This window comes from Cellulomonas sp. ATA003, from assembly GCF_031582905.1.
Taxonomy (GTDB): Bacteria; Actinomycetota; Actinomycetes; order Actinomycetales; family Cellulomonadaceae; genus Pengzhenrongella.
In genome coordinates, this window is the sequence record NZ_CP133990.1 from 3573168 (window position 1) to 3591702 (window position 18535).

Below are 18535 nucleotides of genomic sequence, written 5' to 3' on the forward strand. Positions count from 1 at the left end.
GTGGGGTCATGGTCGGCACCGACGCGGACCGGCGGTCACGACGCGGGAACGATCGTCTCGTGCGCACCGGGGCGCCGCGGCGCGGCGTCCCAGGCCGGCCGTGGACCGAGCGCCGCCTGAGCCGCCCGGGGTCGGGCACGGTCGGCCCACGCGGTCCAGAGGTGCTGCGCGGCGTAGCCCCGCCAGGGGCGCCACTGCTGCGCGTGCGCCGCGGCGGCCGCGACGTCCACGGGCCCCCCGACGCCGCCCGGCAGCTCGGCCAGGGCGCGCCGCAGGACGAGGTCGCCGGCCGGGAAGACGTCTGGGTCACCGAGGGCCCGCAGCGCGACGTAGTCGGCCGTCCACGGGCCGATCCCCGGCACGGCGAGCAGGGCCGCCCGCGCGCCCGCACGGTCCGCTCCAGGGCCGAGGGCCAGCCCACCGACGACGGCGCCCGCGAGCCCCACGAGGGTCCTCGCCCTGGCCCCGGTCAGCCCGAGCGCACGGAGGCGGCCCTCTCCCGCGTCGACGATCGCCTCCGGGGTGGGGAACAGCGACAGCCCGTCAGGCCCGGGGGCGCCGAGCTCCGCCACCAGCCGACCGGTCAGCGTGCGCGCGCCGGCGGTCGACACCTGCTGGCCGAGGACGGCCCGCACGGCGAGCTCGACGGGATCCACGGTGCCCGGGATGCGCAGACCCGGCCGCGCCGCGACCAGCGGCCCGAGCACCGGGTCGGCGCCCAGGGCCGCGTCGACCGCGGCGGGGTCGGCGTCCAGGTCCAGCCAGCGGCGCAGCCTGGCCACCACGCCGCCGAGGTCGGCGAGCCGTGGGAGCTGCAGCCGCGCGAGCACGGCGTCCCCGGACGCGCCGGGGACCACGGTGACGACCGCGGGGCCGGCCGGTGTCGTCAGCAGGCGGGTGATCGAGGCGGCGTCGGCGCGTTCGAGCCCGGCGACGGCACGGTGGGTGACGTGCGCGAGCCACGCGCCCGGATCGAACGGTCCGGCGTACCGCAGCCGCAGGGTGAGCGCGGCGGCGTCGACCGGCGCCCGCTCCTCCCCAGGGTCCGCCTCGTCCCGACGCGGCGTTGCTCCCGCCGGACGCGGTGGGGCACCCGCCGGACGGCGCAGGGCCGACGGCGGCGCACCGAACTCGGCGCGCATGACGTCGTTGAACTGCCGCACGCTCGCGAACCCGGCGGCGAAGGCGACGTCGGTCATCCGCAGGGGCGTCTCGTCGATCAGGAGCCGTGCGAGCTGCGCGCGGCGGGTCCGGGCGAGCTGGAGCGGTGAAGCGCCGATCTCGGTCACCAGCACGCGGTGCAGGTGCCGCTCGCTGACGTGCAGGCGGGCGGCGAGCCCGGCCACGCCGCCGTCGTCGACGGCGCCGTCGGCGATCGCCCGCAGGGCGCGGGCGGCGAGGTCACCGCGCACGTCCCAGTGGCGCGACCCCGGCAGGGCGTCCGGCCGGCACCGGCGGCAGGCCCGGAAGCCCGCCGCGACCGCGGCCGCCGCGGCGGCGTAGAAGCGGCAGCTGTCCGGACGGGGGTGCGGGCCGGGCAGGACGGTCGGCAGTAGATGCCCGTGGTGAGCACGCCGACGTACAGGCGGCCGTCGAAGCGACGGTCACGCCCGCTGATGGCGCGGAGGGCCGCGGCGTCGTCGCCCCACGGTGGCGCGGGGTGGGCCACGGTCGGAGAGGGGCTCACGCGCCCATCCTGCGCGGCCCACGGACGCTGCGGCTAGCGGGTTCCGGACACGGCAGCACCGAGCCGCTGACGACGACGTCGGCGGTCCGCCGCGGGGGCGGAAGGGGTCAGTCGGTGGGGCGCTGCTTCGGGACGCCCTCGAGCAGGCTCCGCACCTCGGCCTCGTGGTAGCGCCGGTGGCCACCCAGCGTCCGCACCGCGGAGAGCTTGCCGGCCTTCGCCCAGCGCGTCACCGTCTTCGGGTCGACGCGGAACATGCTCGCCACCTCGGACGGGGTGAGCAGGATGTCGGAATCGGCTCGCTGAGCGGACATGGTGCGCCTCCTTCACGGCCCCCGGCCAGTCACCCGGCTGCCCGGGCGGCCCCCGACCGGAGGGTGTGCTCTGTTTACCGCACGTACCTGTGATCGACATGTCCGTGATCACCGATCTCACTCGGAAGAGGACCGGTGGATAACCCCATGGACCGGTCGAAACCGGTCGCTACCGGGCACAACGTGCCCAAGCGTGGCGTTTCGGACGGTTCCGGACCCGGTTTGCGTTCGCTCACAGCGTAATGTCGCTCCGGGCAAGCATACCGCCGGCATGCGCATCCGTCGGTCCGCGGGACCGTCCGGGCGACCGTCGCCAGGGGCTGCGCGGAGCCGCCGCTGCGACCTCGGTCACGACGCCGGCGGCAAGTGGTCGGAATGCCGGAACACCATGTAGCGTTGGCGCACGAACAGACGATTTTTCGCGCACCGGGGCCGCACGTGTCAGCACGTTGCCGCCCCGGAACCACGTAAGAGGGGGTCGATGCCATGGGGCGCGGCCGTCAGAAGGCTAAGCAGACGAAGGTCGCCCGGGAGCTGAAGTACTTCAGCCCCGAGACGAACTACCGGGCTCTCGAGCAGGAGCTCACGTCGCACGGCCACCGAGACGTCGTGACCGAGAGTCGTCGGTCCGCCGTCGACTCCACCGACGACGCAGACGGGGACGACTTCCCCGCTGGGTCGAGGAGCGCTGACCCCCGGCACCGGCTCGCTCTCGCGGTCCGGTGCCGCTGGTCCCGTCATCCTCCCCGAGGCCTCGCCTCACCGGACGACCTCCGGCGACCGACGGACTACGCCGTCCGGTACGTCCCCGTCATCCGGACCGCTCCCCCGTGCACGCCCTTCGACCCACGGACGACCCCCGGGCCGGACGTGCCGTCGTCGGGCGTGACCGTGCCGAGCGGCCAGGCCGCGAGGCCGCGCCGGGCGAGGTGCGCGACGGCGTCGTCGGCGGAGCCCGGTGCGGTCACCGCGACCATGCCGACGCCGAGGTTCAGCGTGTTCTCCAGGTCGTCCCACGGCACCTGACCGAGGCGACGCACGAGGTCGAACACCGGCGGGACGGTCCAGCTGCCGCGGTCCACGGTCGCCGCGAGCCCCGCGGGCAGCACGCGCGCGACGTTCGCGGCGAGCCCTCCCCGGTGATGTGACTGAGGGCGTGAAGGCCGGTGGCGCGCTCGCGCGCGAGCGCGAGCAGGTCCGCGGCGTACACGCGGGTCGGCTCCAGGAGCTCCTCGCCCAGCGTCCGGCCGAGCTCGTCGACGTGCCGCTCGAGCCCCCACCCGGCGACCTCGAGCACGCGGCGCACGAGCGAGTAGCCGTTGGAGTGCAGGCCGGACGACGCGATGGCCAGGACGACGTCGCCCTCGCGCACCCGGTCCGGGCCGAGCAGGTCCGCTGCCTCGACGACGCCGACGGCGGCGCCGGCGACGTCGTACTCGTCCGGGCCCAGCAGACCGGGGTGCTCGGCGGTCTCCCCGCCGACCAGCGCGACCCCGGCGACCTCGCACGCCGCGGCGATGCCCCGGACGATGCCGGCGATGCGCTCGGGGACGACGCGGCCGCACGCGATGTAGTCGGTCATGACCAGCGGCGCGGCGCCGCACACGACGATGTCGTCGACGACCATGCCGACCAGGTCGAAGCCGATGGTGTCGTGGATGTCCAGGGCCTGGGCGATCGCGACCTTGGTGCCCACACCGTCGGTGGACGACGCGAGCAGCGGCCGGTCGTACGCCTTGAGCGCGCTCGCGTCGAACATCCCGGCGAAGCCGCCGACGCCGCCGAGCACCTCGGGTCCGTGCGTGCGCGCGACCGCTTCCTTCATGAGCTCGACGGCGCGGTCACCTGCCGCGGTGTCGACGCCGGCCGAGGCGTAGGTCACCGCGCCGGACGGCGCGGACGGCGCCGTCTCCACGGAGCCGCCGGGCGGGCCCCCTGCGCCGGGGCGCTCACGGCTGCTCGAGCGCGGTCGCGCCACCGGTGGTGCCCACGAGCGTGCGCAGGCCGTCCTCGGGCGCACCGAGCGGCAGCTCGTTCTGCTCCAGGAGGTTCTTGCCGAGCCGGTCGGCGGACGGCAGCTCGATCGGGTACTTGCCGGTGAAGCAGGCGGCGCACAGCTGTGACGCGGGCTGCTCGGTCGCGGCGATCATGCCCTCGAGCGAGATGTAGCCGAGCGAGTCTGCGCCCAGCGAGGCACCGATCTCGTGCGGGTTCAAACCGTTGGCGATCAGTTCGGCGCGCGAGGCGAAGTCGATCCCGTAGAAGCACGGCCACCTCACCGGGGGCGAGGAGATCCGCACGTGCACCTCGGCGGCGCCGGCCTCGCGCAGCATCCGGACCAGCGCGCGCTGGGTGTTGCCCCGCACGATCGAGTCGTCGACGACGACGAGCCGCTGGCCCCGGATGACCTCCTTGAGGGGGTTGAGCTTGAGCCGGATGCCGAGCTGGCGGAGCGTCTGCGACGGCTGGATGAAGGTGCGCCCGACGTAGGCGTTCTTCGTCAGGCCCTGCGAGAAGCGGATGCCGGACTCGGCGGCGTAGCCGACCGCGGCGGGCGTGCCGGACTCGGGGACGGGGATGACGAGGTCGGCGTCGACCGGGAACTCCCGGGCGAGCTGGCGCCCCATCTCGACCCGGGCGGAGTGCACGGAGCGTCCGGCGATCGAGGTGTCCGGGCGGGCGAGGTAGACGTACTCGAACACGCAGCCCGCGCGGTCGGGCTTGGCGAACCGCTGGGTGCGCAGGCCGTCACGGTCGATCGCGATCAGCTCACCCGGCTCGACCTCGCGGACGTAGGACGCCCCGACGATGTCCAGCGCGGCGGACTCGCTCGCCACGACCCACCCACGCTCGAGCCGTCCGAGCACGAGCGGCCGGACGCCCTGCGGGTCGCGTGCGGCGTAGAGGGTGTTCTCGTCCATGAACACCAGGCAGAACGCCCCGCGCAGCCGCGGCAGCACCTCCAGGGCGGTGGCCTCGAGCGTGTGGTCCGGGTCGCCGGTGAGCAGCGCGGTGACCAGCGCGGTGTCGGTCGTGTTGCCGCGGGCCAGCTCGCCGCGACGCTGCGCGCCGTACCGCTCCGCGACGAGCTCGATGAGCTCGGCGGTGTTGGTGAGGTTGCCGTTGTGGGCCAGCGCGATGGTCCCGCCGGCCGTCGCCCCGAGGGTCGGCTGGGCGTTCTCCCACGTGCTGCCACCGGTCGTGGAGTACCGGGTGTGGCCGATGGCCAGGTGCCCGGTCAGCGCGTTGAGCGCCGTCTCGTCGAAGACCTGCGAGACGAGCCCCATGTCCTTGTAGACGAGGAGCTGCTCACCATTGGAGGTCGCGATGCCCGCGGCCTCCTGGCCGCGGTGCTGCAGCGCGTACAGACCGAAGTACGCGAGCTTCGAGACCTCTTCACCGGGCGCCCAGACGCCGAAGACGCCGCAGGCGTCCTGCGGGCCTTTCTCGCCGGGTAGGAGGTCGTGGGTCAGTCGTCCGTCTCCGCGAAGGGCCACGTCTCCATGGTGGCACACCCCGGGCGTCGCGCCCGTGGGGCGTCCAGCGCGAGCGGCGCGCACCCGGTCGGCGCGGCAGACTGCGGGCCATGGTCCTCCCCGGCACGCTCCTGAGGCGGGTCCACGCGTCGCCGGACGACCCCGGCCTGGGGCTGGACGCCGCGGACCTCAACCTGCCGCCCGTCGAGCCGCGCCAGCTCGCGCTCGGGGCGGCGGTCATCGTCGTCGGGGTGCTGCTCGCCCGGGCGCTGCGCGCGCTCACCCGGTGGTGGTGGGCCCGGCGGCGGACGCCGTCCTACGCCCGGGTGTTCTCCACGCTCGTGGCGTGGGGCGTCGGCGTGCTCACGGCGGGCGTCGGGCTGACCATCGCCTTCCCCAGCGTGCGGCCGGTGGACGTGCTCGGCGGCCTCGGGATCGCCTCGGTGGCCATCGGCATCGCCTTCCAGAACGTGCTGTCGAACCTGTTCGCCGGCGTGCTGATCCTGCTGCGCGAGCCGTTCCGGGCCGGTGACCAGATCGCCGTCGCGGACGTCAGCGGGACCGTGGAGGAGGTCAACCTGCGCGAGACGGTCGTGCGCACCTTCGACGGCCGACGTGTGCTGGTTCCGAACAGCACCGTGCACGGTGAGGTGCTGACGGTGCAGACCGGCTACACGCACATCCGCACGACCATCGTCGTCGGCGTCGACTACGCGACCGACCTCGCCCGCGCGCGGATGCTCATCCTGGACGCCGTGCGCACCGTGCCGGGTGTGGTGGCCGAGCCGGCTCCGCAGTGCCTGCTCACCGAGCTCGCGCCGTCCACCGTGAACTTCGACGTCCGGTTCTGGTCGGGTGCACGTCAGCTGGAGGCGCTGGAGACCCGGGACCGCGTCATCGAGGCCGTCGTGACGGTGCTGACCGAGGCGGGCGTGGCCATGCCGCCGGACATCCGGCTCGTGCAGCCGTCGGCCGAGCTGACGGACCTGCTGGGCGACGTCGCGCAGCACCCGTCGGCCTCGCGGTCGGACGCCGACGCCGATCGCGGCTGAGCACTCCTACCGCCGACGTCGCCCGCGGTCGAGCCGGGCGGCGACCGCGGCGCCGAGCAGCGCGCCGAAGCCCGCGACGCCCACGGTGCTCAGCAGGATGACCGCGGTGCGGCCCTCCCCGTCGGTGCCGGTCCCGAGGAGCGCGGCCACGAGCCCGATGACGGCGCCCAGCAGGACTCCGGCCCGGATAAACGCGCCGATGCGGGGGCCCGGCGCACGGTGGCGGGGGTGGCGATCGAGGCCAGCGTGTCCGCGTCCGGGGTCTCGGTCGCGGACCTGTCGGGCACGGGGCGAGCCCGGTCGGGCGCCGAGCGGGCCGGGTCGGAGGCCGAGCGAGCCGGGCCGGACGCGGGGCGTGCCGGGTCGGGCGTGGGCGGGACCGGCTGGGCCGGCTCGGCGGGGCGCTGGTCGTCGCTCGTCACGGTGACCGACCCTACGCGCCGACGAGGCCGCAACCCCCGCGTGGTGCGGAGGTTGCGGCCTCGGGTGGTCTCACCGGGCGTCGTGGGAGACCGTACGGTCACCGCCTGCCGGTGACGGGGGTCGGCGTGCTCAGCCCTCCGTCCGACGGCGCGACGTCAGCCACAGCGCACCGCCGCCGGCGAGGAGCAGCGCCGCGAGCCCGCCCAGGCCGAGCGCCTCGGCGCCGGTCGTGGCGAGGTTGCCGCGCGGCCGCGGGCTCGGGCGCCAGCCGCCGCCGTTGCCGCCGCCGGCACCCGCCCCGGGGGCCGGGGTGGTCGGCGTCGGGGTCGGCGTCGGGGTCGGGCCGCTCGGTGCGTCGACCGGCACAGCGAGCGCCACGACGGTGCCCGTGCCCTCGACCTCGGCCAGCACGGCCAGGACGCCGTCGACGGCGGTGGACGGGACGGTGACCGTGATGGTCGCGCGGCCGACGTCGTCGGCCGTGTCGACCGGTGTCGCGTCGATCGGCACCGTCTGCTCGGTGCCGCCGGCCACCGCGTAGGTGAGCGTCGAGCCCTGCTGCTCGCCGCCGCTGAACAGCAGCGACGACAGCTCGATCGTCACCTCGTCACCCGGGGCCCAGGTGCCGTCGGCGGGCTCGTCGACCACGTGGACGCCGACCGCACGCTGGGCGAGGTCCGGCGAGACGGGCGAGAACTCCCTCATGTAGTCCACGAACGCCTGGAGGTCGACCTGACCGGAGTCCTGCACGTTCGCGCCCTCGGCCAGGGTGGCGAAGTTGTCGCCCCCGGAGGCGAGGAACGAGTTCGCCACCACGCGGTAGGTCGCGTCGAGGTCGAGCGGCTCCTCGTCGAGGAAGACCGCGCTGATGTGCTGACCGGCCGGTGCCGTCGGGTCGTAGGTGTACGTCAGACCCTCGGAGACACCGAGCTTGAGGAACGGACGCGACGCCCCCGCGGGCTGCCACTGCTCCTCGAGGACCTGCACCACCTGGGCACCGGTGAGGTCGAGCGTCACCAGCGTGTTGGCGAACGGCTGGACGTTGGCGGCCTCGCGGTAGGTCACGTTGCCGTCCGGGTCACCCTCGCCGGAGGTCTCATCGGTGAGGTTCGACCGCAGGCCGCCCGGGTTCATGAAGGCGATCTGCGCACCGAGGCGTTCCGTCGCCCACAGCTGGACGTCGGCGACGAGGTTGCCGAGCGTGGATTCGCCACCACGGTTCTCGCTGCCGTCGCTCTGACGGGCACGGTTGAAGTCGGCGGTGATCTCGCCGAGAGACCGGGCACCGAGCTCCTCGGCGGCGTCGGCCGCCGCGACGACCAAGGCCTCGACCTCGGACTCACCCGGGTCCGAGTCCGGGAACGCCTCGGGGGTCAGGTCCACAATCGCGGACTCGATCGCGACGACCTCACCCGTGTCCGGGTCGACCTCGAAGGTGAGGTGGTCCATCGCCTCGCCGTACTGACCGGCCTGCACGACCGGACGGGTCAGGCCCGCGGGCCAGCCCTCGACCGGGAGCCGGTGGTTGTAGGTCTGGTGCGTGTGCGCCGAGACGATGGCGTCGACCTCGGGGCTCGTGCCGGTGGCGATGTCACCGAACGCGGACCCGGGCGACAATGCGGCGATGTCGTCGGACTCGGCCCCCTCGTGGACGAGCAGGACGAGCACGTCGGCCTCGTCGTTCGCCGCGTCTCCGTCGCTCAGGGCGGCGGCGACCCGGTTGACCTCGGTGACGACGTCCCGGACCTCGATGCCGGCGATGCCGGCCGGGGTGACCAGCGAGGGCAGGTCCTCGGTGACCGCACCGATGAACCCGACGGTCACGCCACCGGTCGCGACGAGCTCGTACCCTGGCAGGGCCGGCTGCCCGCTCGCGCGGTCGTACACGTTGGCGCCCAGGTACGGGAAGTCCGCACGGTCGGTGACCCGACCGGTCAGGTCCGCGAAGCCCCGGTCGAACTCGTGGTTGCCGACCGACGACGCGTCGAGCCCGATGGCGTCGAGGATGTCGAGGGTCGGGTTGTCGTCCTGCACGAACGACGTGAACGTCGAGGCACCGATGTTGTCGCCGGCCGAGACGAACACCGTGTTCGGGTTGTCGGCGCGGAACGACTGCACGGCCTCGTCGAGCACCTCGGCGGGCGAGGGCACGACCGGCTCGCCCTCGTCGACACCGGGCCGCTCGATCCGTCCGTGGAAGTCGTTGATCGCCAGGACGTCGATCTCGACCGTCGCGGCGGCCGCAGCGGCCGCGAACCCGAACACGACCGGGTCGTGGTCGCTGGACCGGAAGACGCTCGTCGCGTCCGTGAACGGCCCGTAGTACTCGAGCGCGTTCCACTCCGGGGAGTTGATGTTCCACACGTCCGCGCCGGTGACGCGGTCGGCGAAGGAGGGAGTGAGCAGCGCGTGGTCGAGCGAGCCGAGCTCGCCGTCGAACGTGTACGTGTACTCCCCCGGGGCCTCGACGGCGATCACGTCGACGTACCCGGCGTCGGTGAACACCTCGACCGGGTCCTCCTGGCTGTAGGCGTTGAGGTCGCCGAGGACGGCGACGTCGTCGGACCCGGAGGCGGTCTGCAGCTCGGTGGCGAACTCCACGACCGCCTCGGCCTGCGCGACGCGGTCGGCGTTGAACAGGCCCTGGCCGTCGGCCGGCTCCTCGCCGTCGCCGCCCTTGGACTTGAAGTGGTTGGCGACGACCGTGAACGGCTCACCGCCACCGGCCGGCGCGAACGTCTGCGCGATCGGCTCCCGCGCGTTGTCCCAGACCTCCTCGTCGACGTCGGTCGTGCTCGCGCCGACGGTCTCGACCGCGGCGGTGCGGTAGATGATCGCGTTCATGATGACGTCGGTCGTCTCGGTGGCGCCCTCGCCGGTGAGCACGGCGGGCGTGGGCACGTAGGCCCACGTGCCGTCGCCGGCGGCGTCGTTGAGGCCGGCGACGAGGTCCGCGAGCGCGACGTCGGGCGTGCCGTCGCCGAAGTGGATCGAGTTCTCGATCTCCATGAGGGCGACGACATCCGCGTCGAGGCCGTTGATCGCCGCGACGATCTTCGACCGCTGGACGGCGAGCTGCTCGGGGCTGCGCGCGCCGCGGGCGTCGGGGTTCTCGGTGGTCAGCGTCGTGAAGTAGTTGAGGACGTTGAAGGCGCCGACCGAGAGGTCACCGCCGACGGCGTCGGGCGCGGCCGGACGCGGGTTGAGCGGCTCGAACACGGGCACCTCGGCCGCGGCGGCGGTCTCGTCGAGCGGCTCGACGGGCTGCAGACGCCACTCGTCGAAGCCGTAGCCGAGCACGTGCCCGAGGTCGCCGAACTCCACGCCGTCACCGGTGCGGACGAGCCCCTGGTACGGCTGCTCGGTCGCGCTGCCCCGGACGTCGCGGCCGTCGTCGAGCAGGATGCGGTGCTCGGCGTTCGACGCGGCGATGGCGTCGGCCTCGGCGCTGCCGGGCTCGGCGATCTCGGTGTTCTTCACGAGCGGCTCGTCGCCGGCGGACAGCCAGACCGTGCCGAACGACGAGAGCTCGTGCAGCGACGCGACCCGGTACTCCCCGGTCGGGGCGACGAGCATGCCCTCGAGCACCTCGCGCTCGTCCCCGACCACGTCGTCGGGCAGGTCGGTGGGGATGGGCAGCGGGAGCGGGCCGGCCAGCGGGGCGACGGAGGCGCCGTCGCCGGACGCGTCGACCTGCGTGAGGCCGAAGTACTCGCCCACCACGCCCGTCACCGAGACGGCGTCGTCGATCGCGACCTCGACGTCGGAGTCACCGCCGACGAACACGAAGATGCCGTCGGAGGCGTCCGGGGTGGCGTCGGCCGGGCCACCGGACCCGGCAGCCTGCAGGTAGAAGCCGTCGTACCCGTCCGGACCGGTGTGGTCGGCGGTGACCACACCCTCGACGGTCACGGTGTCACCGACGAGGGCGACGCGTCGCCGGTCCCCTGGACGTCGGCGATGGCCACGGTCTCGTCGACCACCACTGCGAACGCCGTGCCGGGGACGAGGGTCACGGTCAGCGCGAGTGCACTGGTCACCGCGACCGGGGTGAGCGGACGCCGGCTGCGGCGTCGGGGGGTTTGCATCGGAAAGGGTCCTCTTTCGCACGACACGCACGACGCCACAGCGCCTGGACCCTGCGCACGGTAACGGTGACCTCCGACACAGACCAGGGTTCGCGCTCTTCTCCTCCCCCTCGCCATGGGGACGCCATCTCGGCGACACCGAGGCGACACCCCGGCGCCGGGTGGATGAACGCCGTCAGCCGCGGTCGCGCGCGGCCTGGAGCGGCAGGTACGCGGCGAGGTCCGCGCGGTCGCCGGAGGCCGCCACCCGGCCGGCGCCCCGTGCGTCGTCCCACGTGAGGCGGCCGGTCGCGAGCGCGAGCCAGGTCGCAGGGTCGGTCTCGACGACGTTCGGCGGCGTGCCGCGCGTGTGCCGCGGGCCCGGCACGGCCTGGACGGCGCCGTCCGGGGGCACACGCACCTCGACCGCGCGGCCGGGGGCGACGTCGGCGAGCTCCTCGAGCGTGAACCGGACCGCGGTGCGCACGACGCCGCGGGGGGCGGCGTCGGGGTCGGCCCGCCACGCCGCGAGCGCGGCACGGCCTTCGGCGGGGTCGGTACGACGGCGCGGCGGCATGGCCAGCAGGGTAGGCGTCGGCCGGCTCAGCAGCCGCACGATGTAGCCCCGGCTCAGCAGCCGCCCGGCGCCAGGACGAACGGGCTGTCCGCCGTCGGGCGCCCGTAGAGGTAGCCCTGCGCGAGGTCGCAGCCGAGGCCGACGAGGTAGTCGTGCTGCTCCGGTCGCTCGACGCCCTCGGCGACGACCTGCTTGCCCAGGGCGTGGGCGAGCGCGGTGACGCTGCCGAGAATGTCCGGCGCGTACCCCTCGGGTGACAGCAGGTCGGCGATGAAGCTGCGGTCGAGCTTGACGGTGTCGACCGGCAGACGCTGCAGCCAGGTCAGCGACGAGTAGCCGGTGCCGAAGTCGTCCAGCGCGACGCCGAACCCCCGGTCCCGGACCGCCCGCAGGATGCGCGCGGCGGCGTCGAGGTCCGTGACGAGCACCGTCTCGGTGATCTCGAGCTCCACACGGGACGGGTCGAGACCGCTGGCCTCGAGGGCCTCGTCCAGGTGGTCGAGCAGCGCGGGGTGCGTGAGGTGCCGCCCCGAGAGGTTGATGTTCACCAGGGGCAGCGGCCGGTCCAGCGGTCCGCCCTGCGCGGGCGGCGGGACCGGCACCCAGCGGGCGGCGTGGCACATGGCGGTGCGCAGCACCCACCGCTCGACGTCGACGATCAGCGCGCTCTCCTCCGCGAGCGGCAGGAAGTCGCTGGGCAGCAGCAGCCCGTCGGTCGGGTGCTGCCACCGCACGAGCGCCTCCGCGGCGACCGCCATGCCGGTGCGCAGGTCGATCTTGGGCTGGTAGTGCAGCACGAGCTCACCGGCCCCGACCCCGCGGCGCAGGGCCTGCTGCCGGATCGCGCGGTCCCGGCCGCGCCGGTGGACGCGCTCGTCGAACACCTGCGCGCCGTCCCGCCCGGCCCGCTTCGCCTCGTACAGCGCGGAGTCGGCCTCGCTGAGCAGCTCGGTGGCCGTGGTGGACGACGACGCCGCGCTCGCCCCGACCGTCACCGTGACCGGCAGGTCGTGGCCGTCGAGGCAGTACACGCTCCGCAGGCCGTCGTGCAGCCGCGCCGTCAGGGCGGTGAGCTCGCCCGCGTCGTGCAGGTCCTCGCAGACGACGATGAACTCGTCGCCGCCGAGGCGGCCCACCGTGTCGGACGGCCGCACGAGCCGGCGCAGCCGCTGCGCGACCTGCACGAGCAGCTCGTCACCGGCGGGGTGGCCGAGCGCGTCGTTGACGCTCTTGAAGTAGTCGACGTCGCACAGGATGAGGCCGACCTCACCGGGCGTCCGGGCCGTCCGGGCGAGGGCTCGCGCGAGCTCGGCGTCCACGTAACGGCGGTTGGGCAGGCCGGTGAGCGGGTCGTGCAGGGCCTGCTCCCGCAGCTGCTCGGCGAGCTCGCGCCGTTCGGTGATGTCCCAGAAGTTGATGACCACCCCGCCGACGTCCGGGTCGTCGGCGAAGTTGCTCCCACGGGCGTGCACCCACAGCCAGCGCCCGTCGGCGTGCCGCAGCCGGAGCTCCAGCTCGCCGACCGCACCCGCTCCGTCGGCGACCACGCGGCCCAGCGTCTTCTCGGCCGTCGCGCGGTCGTCGGGGTGGACGTTGTCGAGTGCGGCCTCGGCACCGTCCCGCCCGAGCACGCGCCAGGCGGACGGGCTCTGGTACAGCAGCGTCCGGCCGTCGGGCGTGTAGACGGAGATGACCTCGCCCGCGTTGACGAGCAGGGCCCGCAGCCGGGCCTCGCTGCGCTCCGCAGCGAGCGCGTTGGTCTGCTCGTCGGTCGCGTCGCGCGAGTGGGACAGCACCAGGTCCCCGGCGGCGCGCACGTCGATCCGCGTCCAGCCCGCCTCCCACGGCCCGCCCACGTCGCGGATGACGTTGGGCACGACGAGCACCTCGCGCACGCCGGTCTCGTGCACCCGGCGGTACAGCGGGACGACCGAATCGTGGATCTCGGGGACGAGGTCGAGCAGTCGGCGGCCGACGACGTCACCCAGGCCGATCATGTCCCGCGCCGCCGCGTTGACGTAGACGTACTCGAAGTCGACGACGTCCCCGCTGCCGTCGCGCACCGGGCGGAACACGGCCCACGCGTCGTCGTCCGCGAGCATGGCCGCGCCGATCGCGAGGCTGACGTCCAGGTCGACGTCGTCGCCGTGGGGCACGCGCGCCTCCGCCAGCTCGTCGAGTTCCGGGTGGTGGTCGCCGCAGGGGGCGTCGACCTGGCGGAACAGTAGCGCGGGCCGACTCGGTGAATCGGGCGAAAACGGGCGGTCGGCGGCCACTCGCGTGACGCCCGCCGGGTGTCAGGCCGCGGCGACCCGGGCGCGGAGGAGGTCGACGACGTCGGCGAGGCCGACCTCGACCCGGCTGTAGACCTCCGGGTCCAGCACGAGCGCGCCGTCGAAGGACCCGGCGGCGGCGTAGAAGCCCACCGGCACGGTGAGCGCCTGGAAGAAGCCGAACAGCGGCCGCAGCTGGTGCTCGAGCACCAGCGCGTGCCGCTCGGTGCCGCCGGTGGCGACCAGCAGCACGGGCTTGTTGGCCAGCGCGTACTGGTCGACGAGGTCGAAGAGGTGCTTGAACATCCCCGGGTAGGACCCCCGGTACACCGGGACGGCGGGGATGAGCAGGTCGGCCGTCTCCACCGCGCGGATCTGCTCCTCGACCACGGCGTCGACGTCCTCGCGCCCGACCGCGCCGGTGAACGACGGCCCGAGACCGTAGACGTCGACCCGCCGGACCTCGATGGGCAGCAGGTCGGCCAGCGTGTCGGTGACCAGGCCGGCCAGGCCCATCGTCTTGGAGCCCTCGGTGCGCGGGCTGCCGTTGACGACGACGACCTGCAGCGGGCGGCTCACCGCGCACCTGCGGCGGCGGGCAGCGCCGTGGCGCCCTCCGGTGCGGGGGTCGACGACGGCGCGGCGGACGACGGCGCGGGGGCCGACGACGCCGGGGCCACCTCCGGCACCGCGAGCTCGCGGCGCAGCACGGGGGCGACCTCGGTGCCGAACAGCTCGATCGCGGCGAGGTGCTCACGCTGCGGCACCCCGCCGAACCCGAGCTGCACGGTGAACCGGCGGACGCCGTACAACTCGTGGAAGGTCGAGATCTTGTCGATGACCTCCTGCGGGCTGCCCACCACGAGGCCACCGCCGGGGGTCGCCTGGGCGTCGAACGCGCGCCGCGGCAGCGCGAAGCCGACGCCTCGCTGGTGGTTGTTCTCGCGCAGCCCCACCGCGAAGTGCGGGTACATGAGGTCCCGCGCGCCCTGGCTGGTGCGGCCGACGAAGCCGTGGGTGCTGATGCTGATCGGCATCGACGCGGGGTCGTGCCCGGCGTCCTGCGCGGCCTGGCGGTACAGGTCGACGGTCCGCGCGTGCGAGGTCACCGGGCCCAGCAGGAGGGCGAGCGCCATGGGCAGGCCGAGGCGACCGGCCCGGACGGCCGAGGCCGGGGTGCCGCCCACGCCCACCCAGACCGGCAGGCGCTCCTGCAGCGGGCGCGGGGCGACGTCGGCGGCCACCAGCGGGGCGCGGTACCGCCCGCTCCAGGTGATCGGGTTCCGCTCGCGCAGCGCGACCAGCAGCTCCAGCTTCTCGGCGTAGAGCTCGTTGTACTCCTCAAGGGAGTGGCCGAACAGCGGGAACGACTCGGTGTACGAGCCGCGGCCGGCGATGACCTCGGCGCGACCGCCGGAGATCAGGTCGAGGGTCGCGAAGTCCTGGAAGACCCGGACCGGGTCGGCCGTGCTGAGCACCGTGACCGCGCTGGTCAGCCGGATGGTGCGGGTGCGGGCCGCGGCGGCCGCGAGGATCGGCGCGGGCGCGGAGGCGATGAAGTCGGACCGGTGGTGCTCCCCGACACCGAAGACGTCGAGCCCCACCGCCTCGGCCAGCTCGGCCTGCTCGATCGTCTCGCGCATGCGCTCGGCGGGCGACGGGCCGCCGTCGGCGTCCGGGGTGACCTCGCCGAACGTGATGATGCCTGCTTCGAAAGCCATGCCGACCACGGTACGCCGGATTGCTGACACGTCAACAAATACGCCGGTAGGGTGACGGCATGACCGAGACCCGCTGGCTGGACCCGCGCGAAGAGCGCCTGTGGCGCGCCTTCCTGGGCGCCGGGCGCGCGGTCGACGCCGCGGTGGAGCGGCAGCTCGCGGGCGCCGGGCTCTCCGGCCCGGACTACGCCGTGCTCGCCTCGCTCACCGAGGCACCCGACGGCACGCTGCGCGTGCGGGACCTGTGCCGCGAGGTGAGCTGGGACCGCAGCCGGATGTCGCACCACCTGCGGCGGATGGAGAAGCGCGGCCTGGTGACGCGCGCGGACTGCCCCGGCGACGCCCGCGGGACGCTGGTCAGCGTGACGGACGCGGGGCGCACGGCCCTGACCGACGCCGCCCCGGGCCACGTCGCGTGCGTGCGCGCCGCGTTCCTGGACCGGGTCCCCGCCGACGACGTCGAGCGCCTCGCCGCCGCGCTGGAGCGCGTGCGCGACGGGGTGGCGCCGGGCTGACGGCAGCCCGACGCCCTCGAAGACCTCAGCCGAAGTGCCGGGGCAAGGTCCCGGAGTGCGCGGCGCGCGCCTCGTCCAGCGGGAGCGTGAACAGCCCGTCGACCGTGACCGCGGCCGGCTCGCCGGGGCCCGCGGCGTCGGTCGTCGTGCCGATCCGCAGCACCGGCACACCGCGAGCGCCGCAGGCGTCGGTGAACCGGGTCTCCTCCGAGCGGGGCACCGCCACGATCGCGCGGGCGGTCGACTCGGAGAACAGCGCCTCGAACGGCGTCAGGCCGTCCCGCTCGCACAGCGCGTCGAGGGACACCTGCACCCCGACGCCGTACCGCAGCGAGGACTCCACCAGCGCCTGCGCGAGGCCGCCCTCGGAGAGGTCGTGGGCGGCGTCGACCAGGCTGTCGCGGCCCGCGATGGCGAGGACCTCGGCGAGCGTGCGCTCGGCCTCGAGGTCGACGGCGGGCGGCAGCCCGCCCAGGTGCCCGTGCTCGACGTCGGCCCACGCGGAGCCGTCGAGCTCGGCGCGCGTGGTGCCGAGCAGGTAGACGGACTGCCCCGGTGCGGTCCAGCCGGTGCCGACGGCACGCGAGACGTCGTCGAGCACGCCGAGGACGCCCACCACGGGGGTGGGGTGGATGGAGGAGTCGATCTGGCCGGGCTCGCCGGTGCCGTTGTAGAGCGACACGTTGCCGCCGGTGACGGGCACGCCGAGGGTCCGGCAGGCGTCGGCCAGGCCGCGGATGGCCTCGACGAGCTGCCACATCGAGTCCGGGTCCTCCGGCGAGCCGAAGTTCAGGCAGTCGGTGACGGCGAGCGGCTTCGCGCCGGTGACGGCGACGTTGCGGTACGCCTCGGCGAGCGCGAGCTGCGCACCGGTGTAGGGGTCGAGCTTGGTGTACCGGCCGTTGGCGTCGGTGGCGAGCACGACGCCCAGCCCGGTGGTCTCGTCGACGCGGATGACGCCGCCGTCGTCGGGCATGGCCATCTTGGTGTTGCCCTGCACGAAGCGGTCGTACTGGTCGGTGACCCACGCCTTGGAGGCGAGGTTCGGTGACGCGAGCAGGCGCAGCAGGGTGGCACGGAGGGCGTCCGGGGTGCCGGGGCGCGGGTAGGCACGTGCTCCCTGTTCCGTGCTGACCGAGTCGGCCTGCAGGCCGTCCTGCCAGGCCGGGCGGGCGTAGGGGCGGTCGTAGACGGGGCCCTCGTGCGCGACGGTGCGCGGGTCGACGTCGACGATGCGCTGGCCGTGGTGGTCGATGACGAGGCGGCCGGTGCCGGTGACCTCGCCGATGACGGCGGTCTCGACGTCCCACCGGCCGGTGATCGCGAGGAACTCCTCGAGCTTGTCGGGCCGGACGACGGCCATCATCCGCTCCTGCGACTCCGACATGAGGATCTCGCCGGGCGTCAGGGACGGGTCGCGCAGCAGGACCTTCTCGAGCTCGACGTACATGCCGCCGTCGCCGTTGGAGGCGAGCTCGGACGTCGCGCAGGAGATGCCGGCGGCGCCCAGGTCCTGGATGCCCTCGACCACGCGCGCGGCGTAGAGCTCGAGGCAGCACTCGATGAGCACCTTCTCCATGAACGGGTCGCCGACCTGGACCGACGGGCGCTTGCTCGGCTTGGTCTCGTCGAAGGTCTCCGAGGCGAGGATCGAGGCGCCGCCGATGCCGTCGCCGCCGGTGCGCGCGCCGAACAGCACGACCTTGTTGCCGACGCCGGACGCGTTGGCCAGGTGGATGTCCTCGTGCCGGAGCACGCCCAGGCACAGCGCGTTGACCAGCGGGTTGCCCTGGTAGGAGGGGTCGAACACGACCTCGCCGCCGATGTTCGGCAGGCCGAGGGAGTTGCCGTAGCCGCCGACGCCGGCGACGACGCCGTGCACCACGCGGGCGGTGTCAGGATGGTCGATCGCGCCGAACCGGAGCTGGTCCATGACGGCCACGGGCCGCGCGCCCATCGAGATGATGTCGCGGACGATGCCGCCGACGCCGGTCGCGGCGCCCTGGTACGGCTCGACGAAGCTCGGGTGGTTGTGCGACTCGACCTTGAAGGTGACCGCCCAGCCGTCGCCGATGTCGACGACGCCGGCGTTCTCGCCGATGCCGACGAGCAGGTGCTCCTTCATGGCGTCGGTCGTCTTGTCGCCGAACTGGCGCAGGTGGTTCTTCGACGACTTGTACGAGCAGTGCTCGGACCACATGACGGAGTACATCGCGAGCTCGCTCGCGGTCGGGCGGCGCCCGAGGATGTCGACGATCCGCCCGTACTCGTCGGGCTTGAGGCCGAGCTCGGCGTAGGGCAGCGCGACGTCGGGCGTGGCCGCCGCCTTGTCCACGGTGTCCACGGTGTCGAGGGGGCGAGGTCAGGCGCGGAGGTCACAGCGGTTCCCAACTCGAGGTCCACGGGGCGTGCCCGAGGTTACCCGGGGGC

The 18535-nt window shown here is 74.2% G+C and carries 13 protein-coding genes and 3 pseudogenes; 3 read left to right on the plus strand and 13 right to left on the minus strand.

The genetic code is table 11. From position 1 onward, the window contains the following. Nucleotides 1-35: 35 nt before the first annotated feature. From REH70_RS17715 to REH70_RS17725, 3 genes and pseudogenes are all read right to left on the minus strand, one after another. Complete coding sequence (locus tag REH70_RS17715; RefSeq protein WP_310749339.1) at nt 36-1412, minus strand: AlkA N-terminal domain-containing protein; 1377 nt, start codon at nt 1410-1412, stop codon at nt 36-38. 39 nt (nt 1413-1451) lie between these two features. Beyond that, nucleotides 1452-1687 (minus strand): annotated as a pseudogene (locus tag REH70_RS20910) (Ada metal-binding domain-containing protein); the annotation flags it as partial. 107 nt (nt 1688-1794) lie between these two features. Then, a complete protein-coding gene (locus REH70_RS17725) occupies nt 1795-2001 on the minus strand; it encodes a BldC family transcriptional regulator (protein WP_310749341.1) in 207 nt (68 codons plus the stop codon). Between the two features lie 486 nt (nt 2002-2487). On the opposite strand from REH70_RS17725, the pseudogene REH70_RS17730 reads away from it, so the two are divergent. Beyond that, nucleotides 2488-2667: pseudogene (locus REH70_RS17730) on the plus strand (DUF3073 domain-containing protein); the annotation flags it as partial. 122 nt (nt 2668-2789) lie between these two features. Here the strand turns inward: REH70_RS17730 and purM are convergent. Together purM and purF are read right to left on the minus strand one after the other, a co-directional pair. Then, nucleotides 2790-3916 (minus strand): annotated as a pseudogene (gene purM, locus REH70_RS17735) (phosphoribosylformylglycinamidine cyclo-ligase). Between the two features lie 34 nt (nt 3917-3950). Next, on the minus strand, nt 3951-5498 hold the full coding sequence (gene purF / locus REH70_RS17740; protein ID WP_310749342.1) for an amidophosphoribosyltransferase: 1548 nt from the start codon (nt 5496-5498) through the stop codon (nt 3951-3953). 89 nt (nt 5499-5587) lie between these two features. Between purF and REH70_RS17745 the strand changes: the two genes are divergently transcribed. Further along, nucleotides 5588-6529: a mechanosensitive ion channel family protein gene (locus tag REH70_RS17745; protein ID WP_310749345.1), complete on the plus strand. Its 942-nt coding sequence runs from the start codon at nt 5588-5590 to the stop codon at nt 6527-6529. A 6-nt stretch (nt 6530-6535) separates the two neighbouring features. Here the strand turns inward: REH70_RS17745 and REH70_RS17750 are convergent, their stop codons facing one another. The 7 genes from REH70_RS17750 to REH70_RS17780 all read right to left on the minus strand — a co-directional run bounded on the left by REH70_RS17750 (nt 6536) and on the right by REH70_RS17780 (nt 15590). Further along, complete coding sequence (locus REH70_RS17750) at nt 6536-6679, minus strand: hypothetical protein (RefSeq protein WP_310749347.1); 144 nt, start codon at nt 6677-6679, stop codon at nt 6536-6538. A 402-nt stretch (nt 6680-7081) separates the two neighbouring features. Then, nucleotides 7082-10864: an ExeM/NucH family extracellular endonuclease gene (locus REH70_RS17755; RefSeq protein ID WP_310749349.1), complete on the minus strand. Its 3783-nt coding sequence runs from the start codon at nt 10862-10864 to the stop codon at nt 7082-7084. Next, nucleotides 10861-10992 carry a hypothetical protein gene (locus REH70_RS17760; RefSeq protein WP_310749351.1) on the minus strand — a complete coding sequence of 44 codons (132 nt, stop codon included), beginning with the start codon at nt 10990-10992 and terminating at the stop codon, nt 10861-10863. Before REH70_RS17760 ends, REH70_RS17755 begins: the two co-directional genes overlap by 4 nt. A 223-nt stretch (nt 10993-11215) precedes the next feature. Then, nucleotides 11216-11596 carry a sterol carrier family protein gene (locus REH70_RS17765; protein WP_310749353.1) on the minus strand — a complete coding sequence of 127 codons (381 nt, stop codon included), beginning with the start codon at nt 11594-11596 and terminating at the stop codon, nt 11216-11218. A gap of 53 nt (nt 11597-11649) precedes the next feature. Beyond that, nucleotides 11650-13752 (minus strand): EAL domain-containing protein, encoded by a 2103-nt coding sequence (locus REH70_RS17770; protein WP_310749355.1) that lies wholly within the window; start codon nt 13750-13752, stop codon nt 11650-11652. A 141-nt stretch (nt 13753-13893) separates the two neighbouring features. Continuing rightward, entirely contained in the window at nt 13894-14448 is a 555-nt protein-coding gene (locus REH70_RS17775) for an NAD(P)H-dependent oxidoreductase (RefSeq protein ID WP_310749357.1), read from the minus strand. After that, a complete protein-coding gene (locus REH70_RS17780) occupies nt 14445-15590 on the minus strand; it encodes an LLM class flavin-dependent oxidoreductase (protein WP_310749359.1) in 1146 nt (381 codons plus the stop codon). The genes REH70_RS17775 and REH70_RS17780 overlap by 4 nt, the downstream gene beginning before the upstream one ends. 59 nt (nt 15591-15649) lie before the next feature. Between REH70_RS17780 and REH70_RS17785 the strand changes: the two genes are divergently transcribed. Continuing rightward, on the plus strand, nt 15650-16105 hold the full coding sequence (locus REH70_RS17785) for a MarR family winged helix-turn-helix transcriptional regulator (protein WP_310749361.1): 456 nt from the start codon (nt 15650-15652) through the stop codon (nt 16103-16105). 25 nt (nt 16106-16130) lie between these two features. Here REH70_RS17785 and purL read toward each other — a convergent pair whose 3' ends face one another. Then, nucleotides 16131-18449, minus strand: coding sequence for a phosphoribosylformylglycinamidine synthase subunit PurL (gene purL, locus REH70_RS17790; protein WP_310749363.1), 2319 nt, complete (start codon nt 18447-18449; stop codon nt 16131-16133). Between the last annotated feature and the right edge of the window lie 86 nt (nt 18450-18535).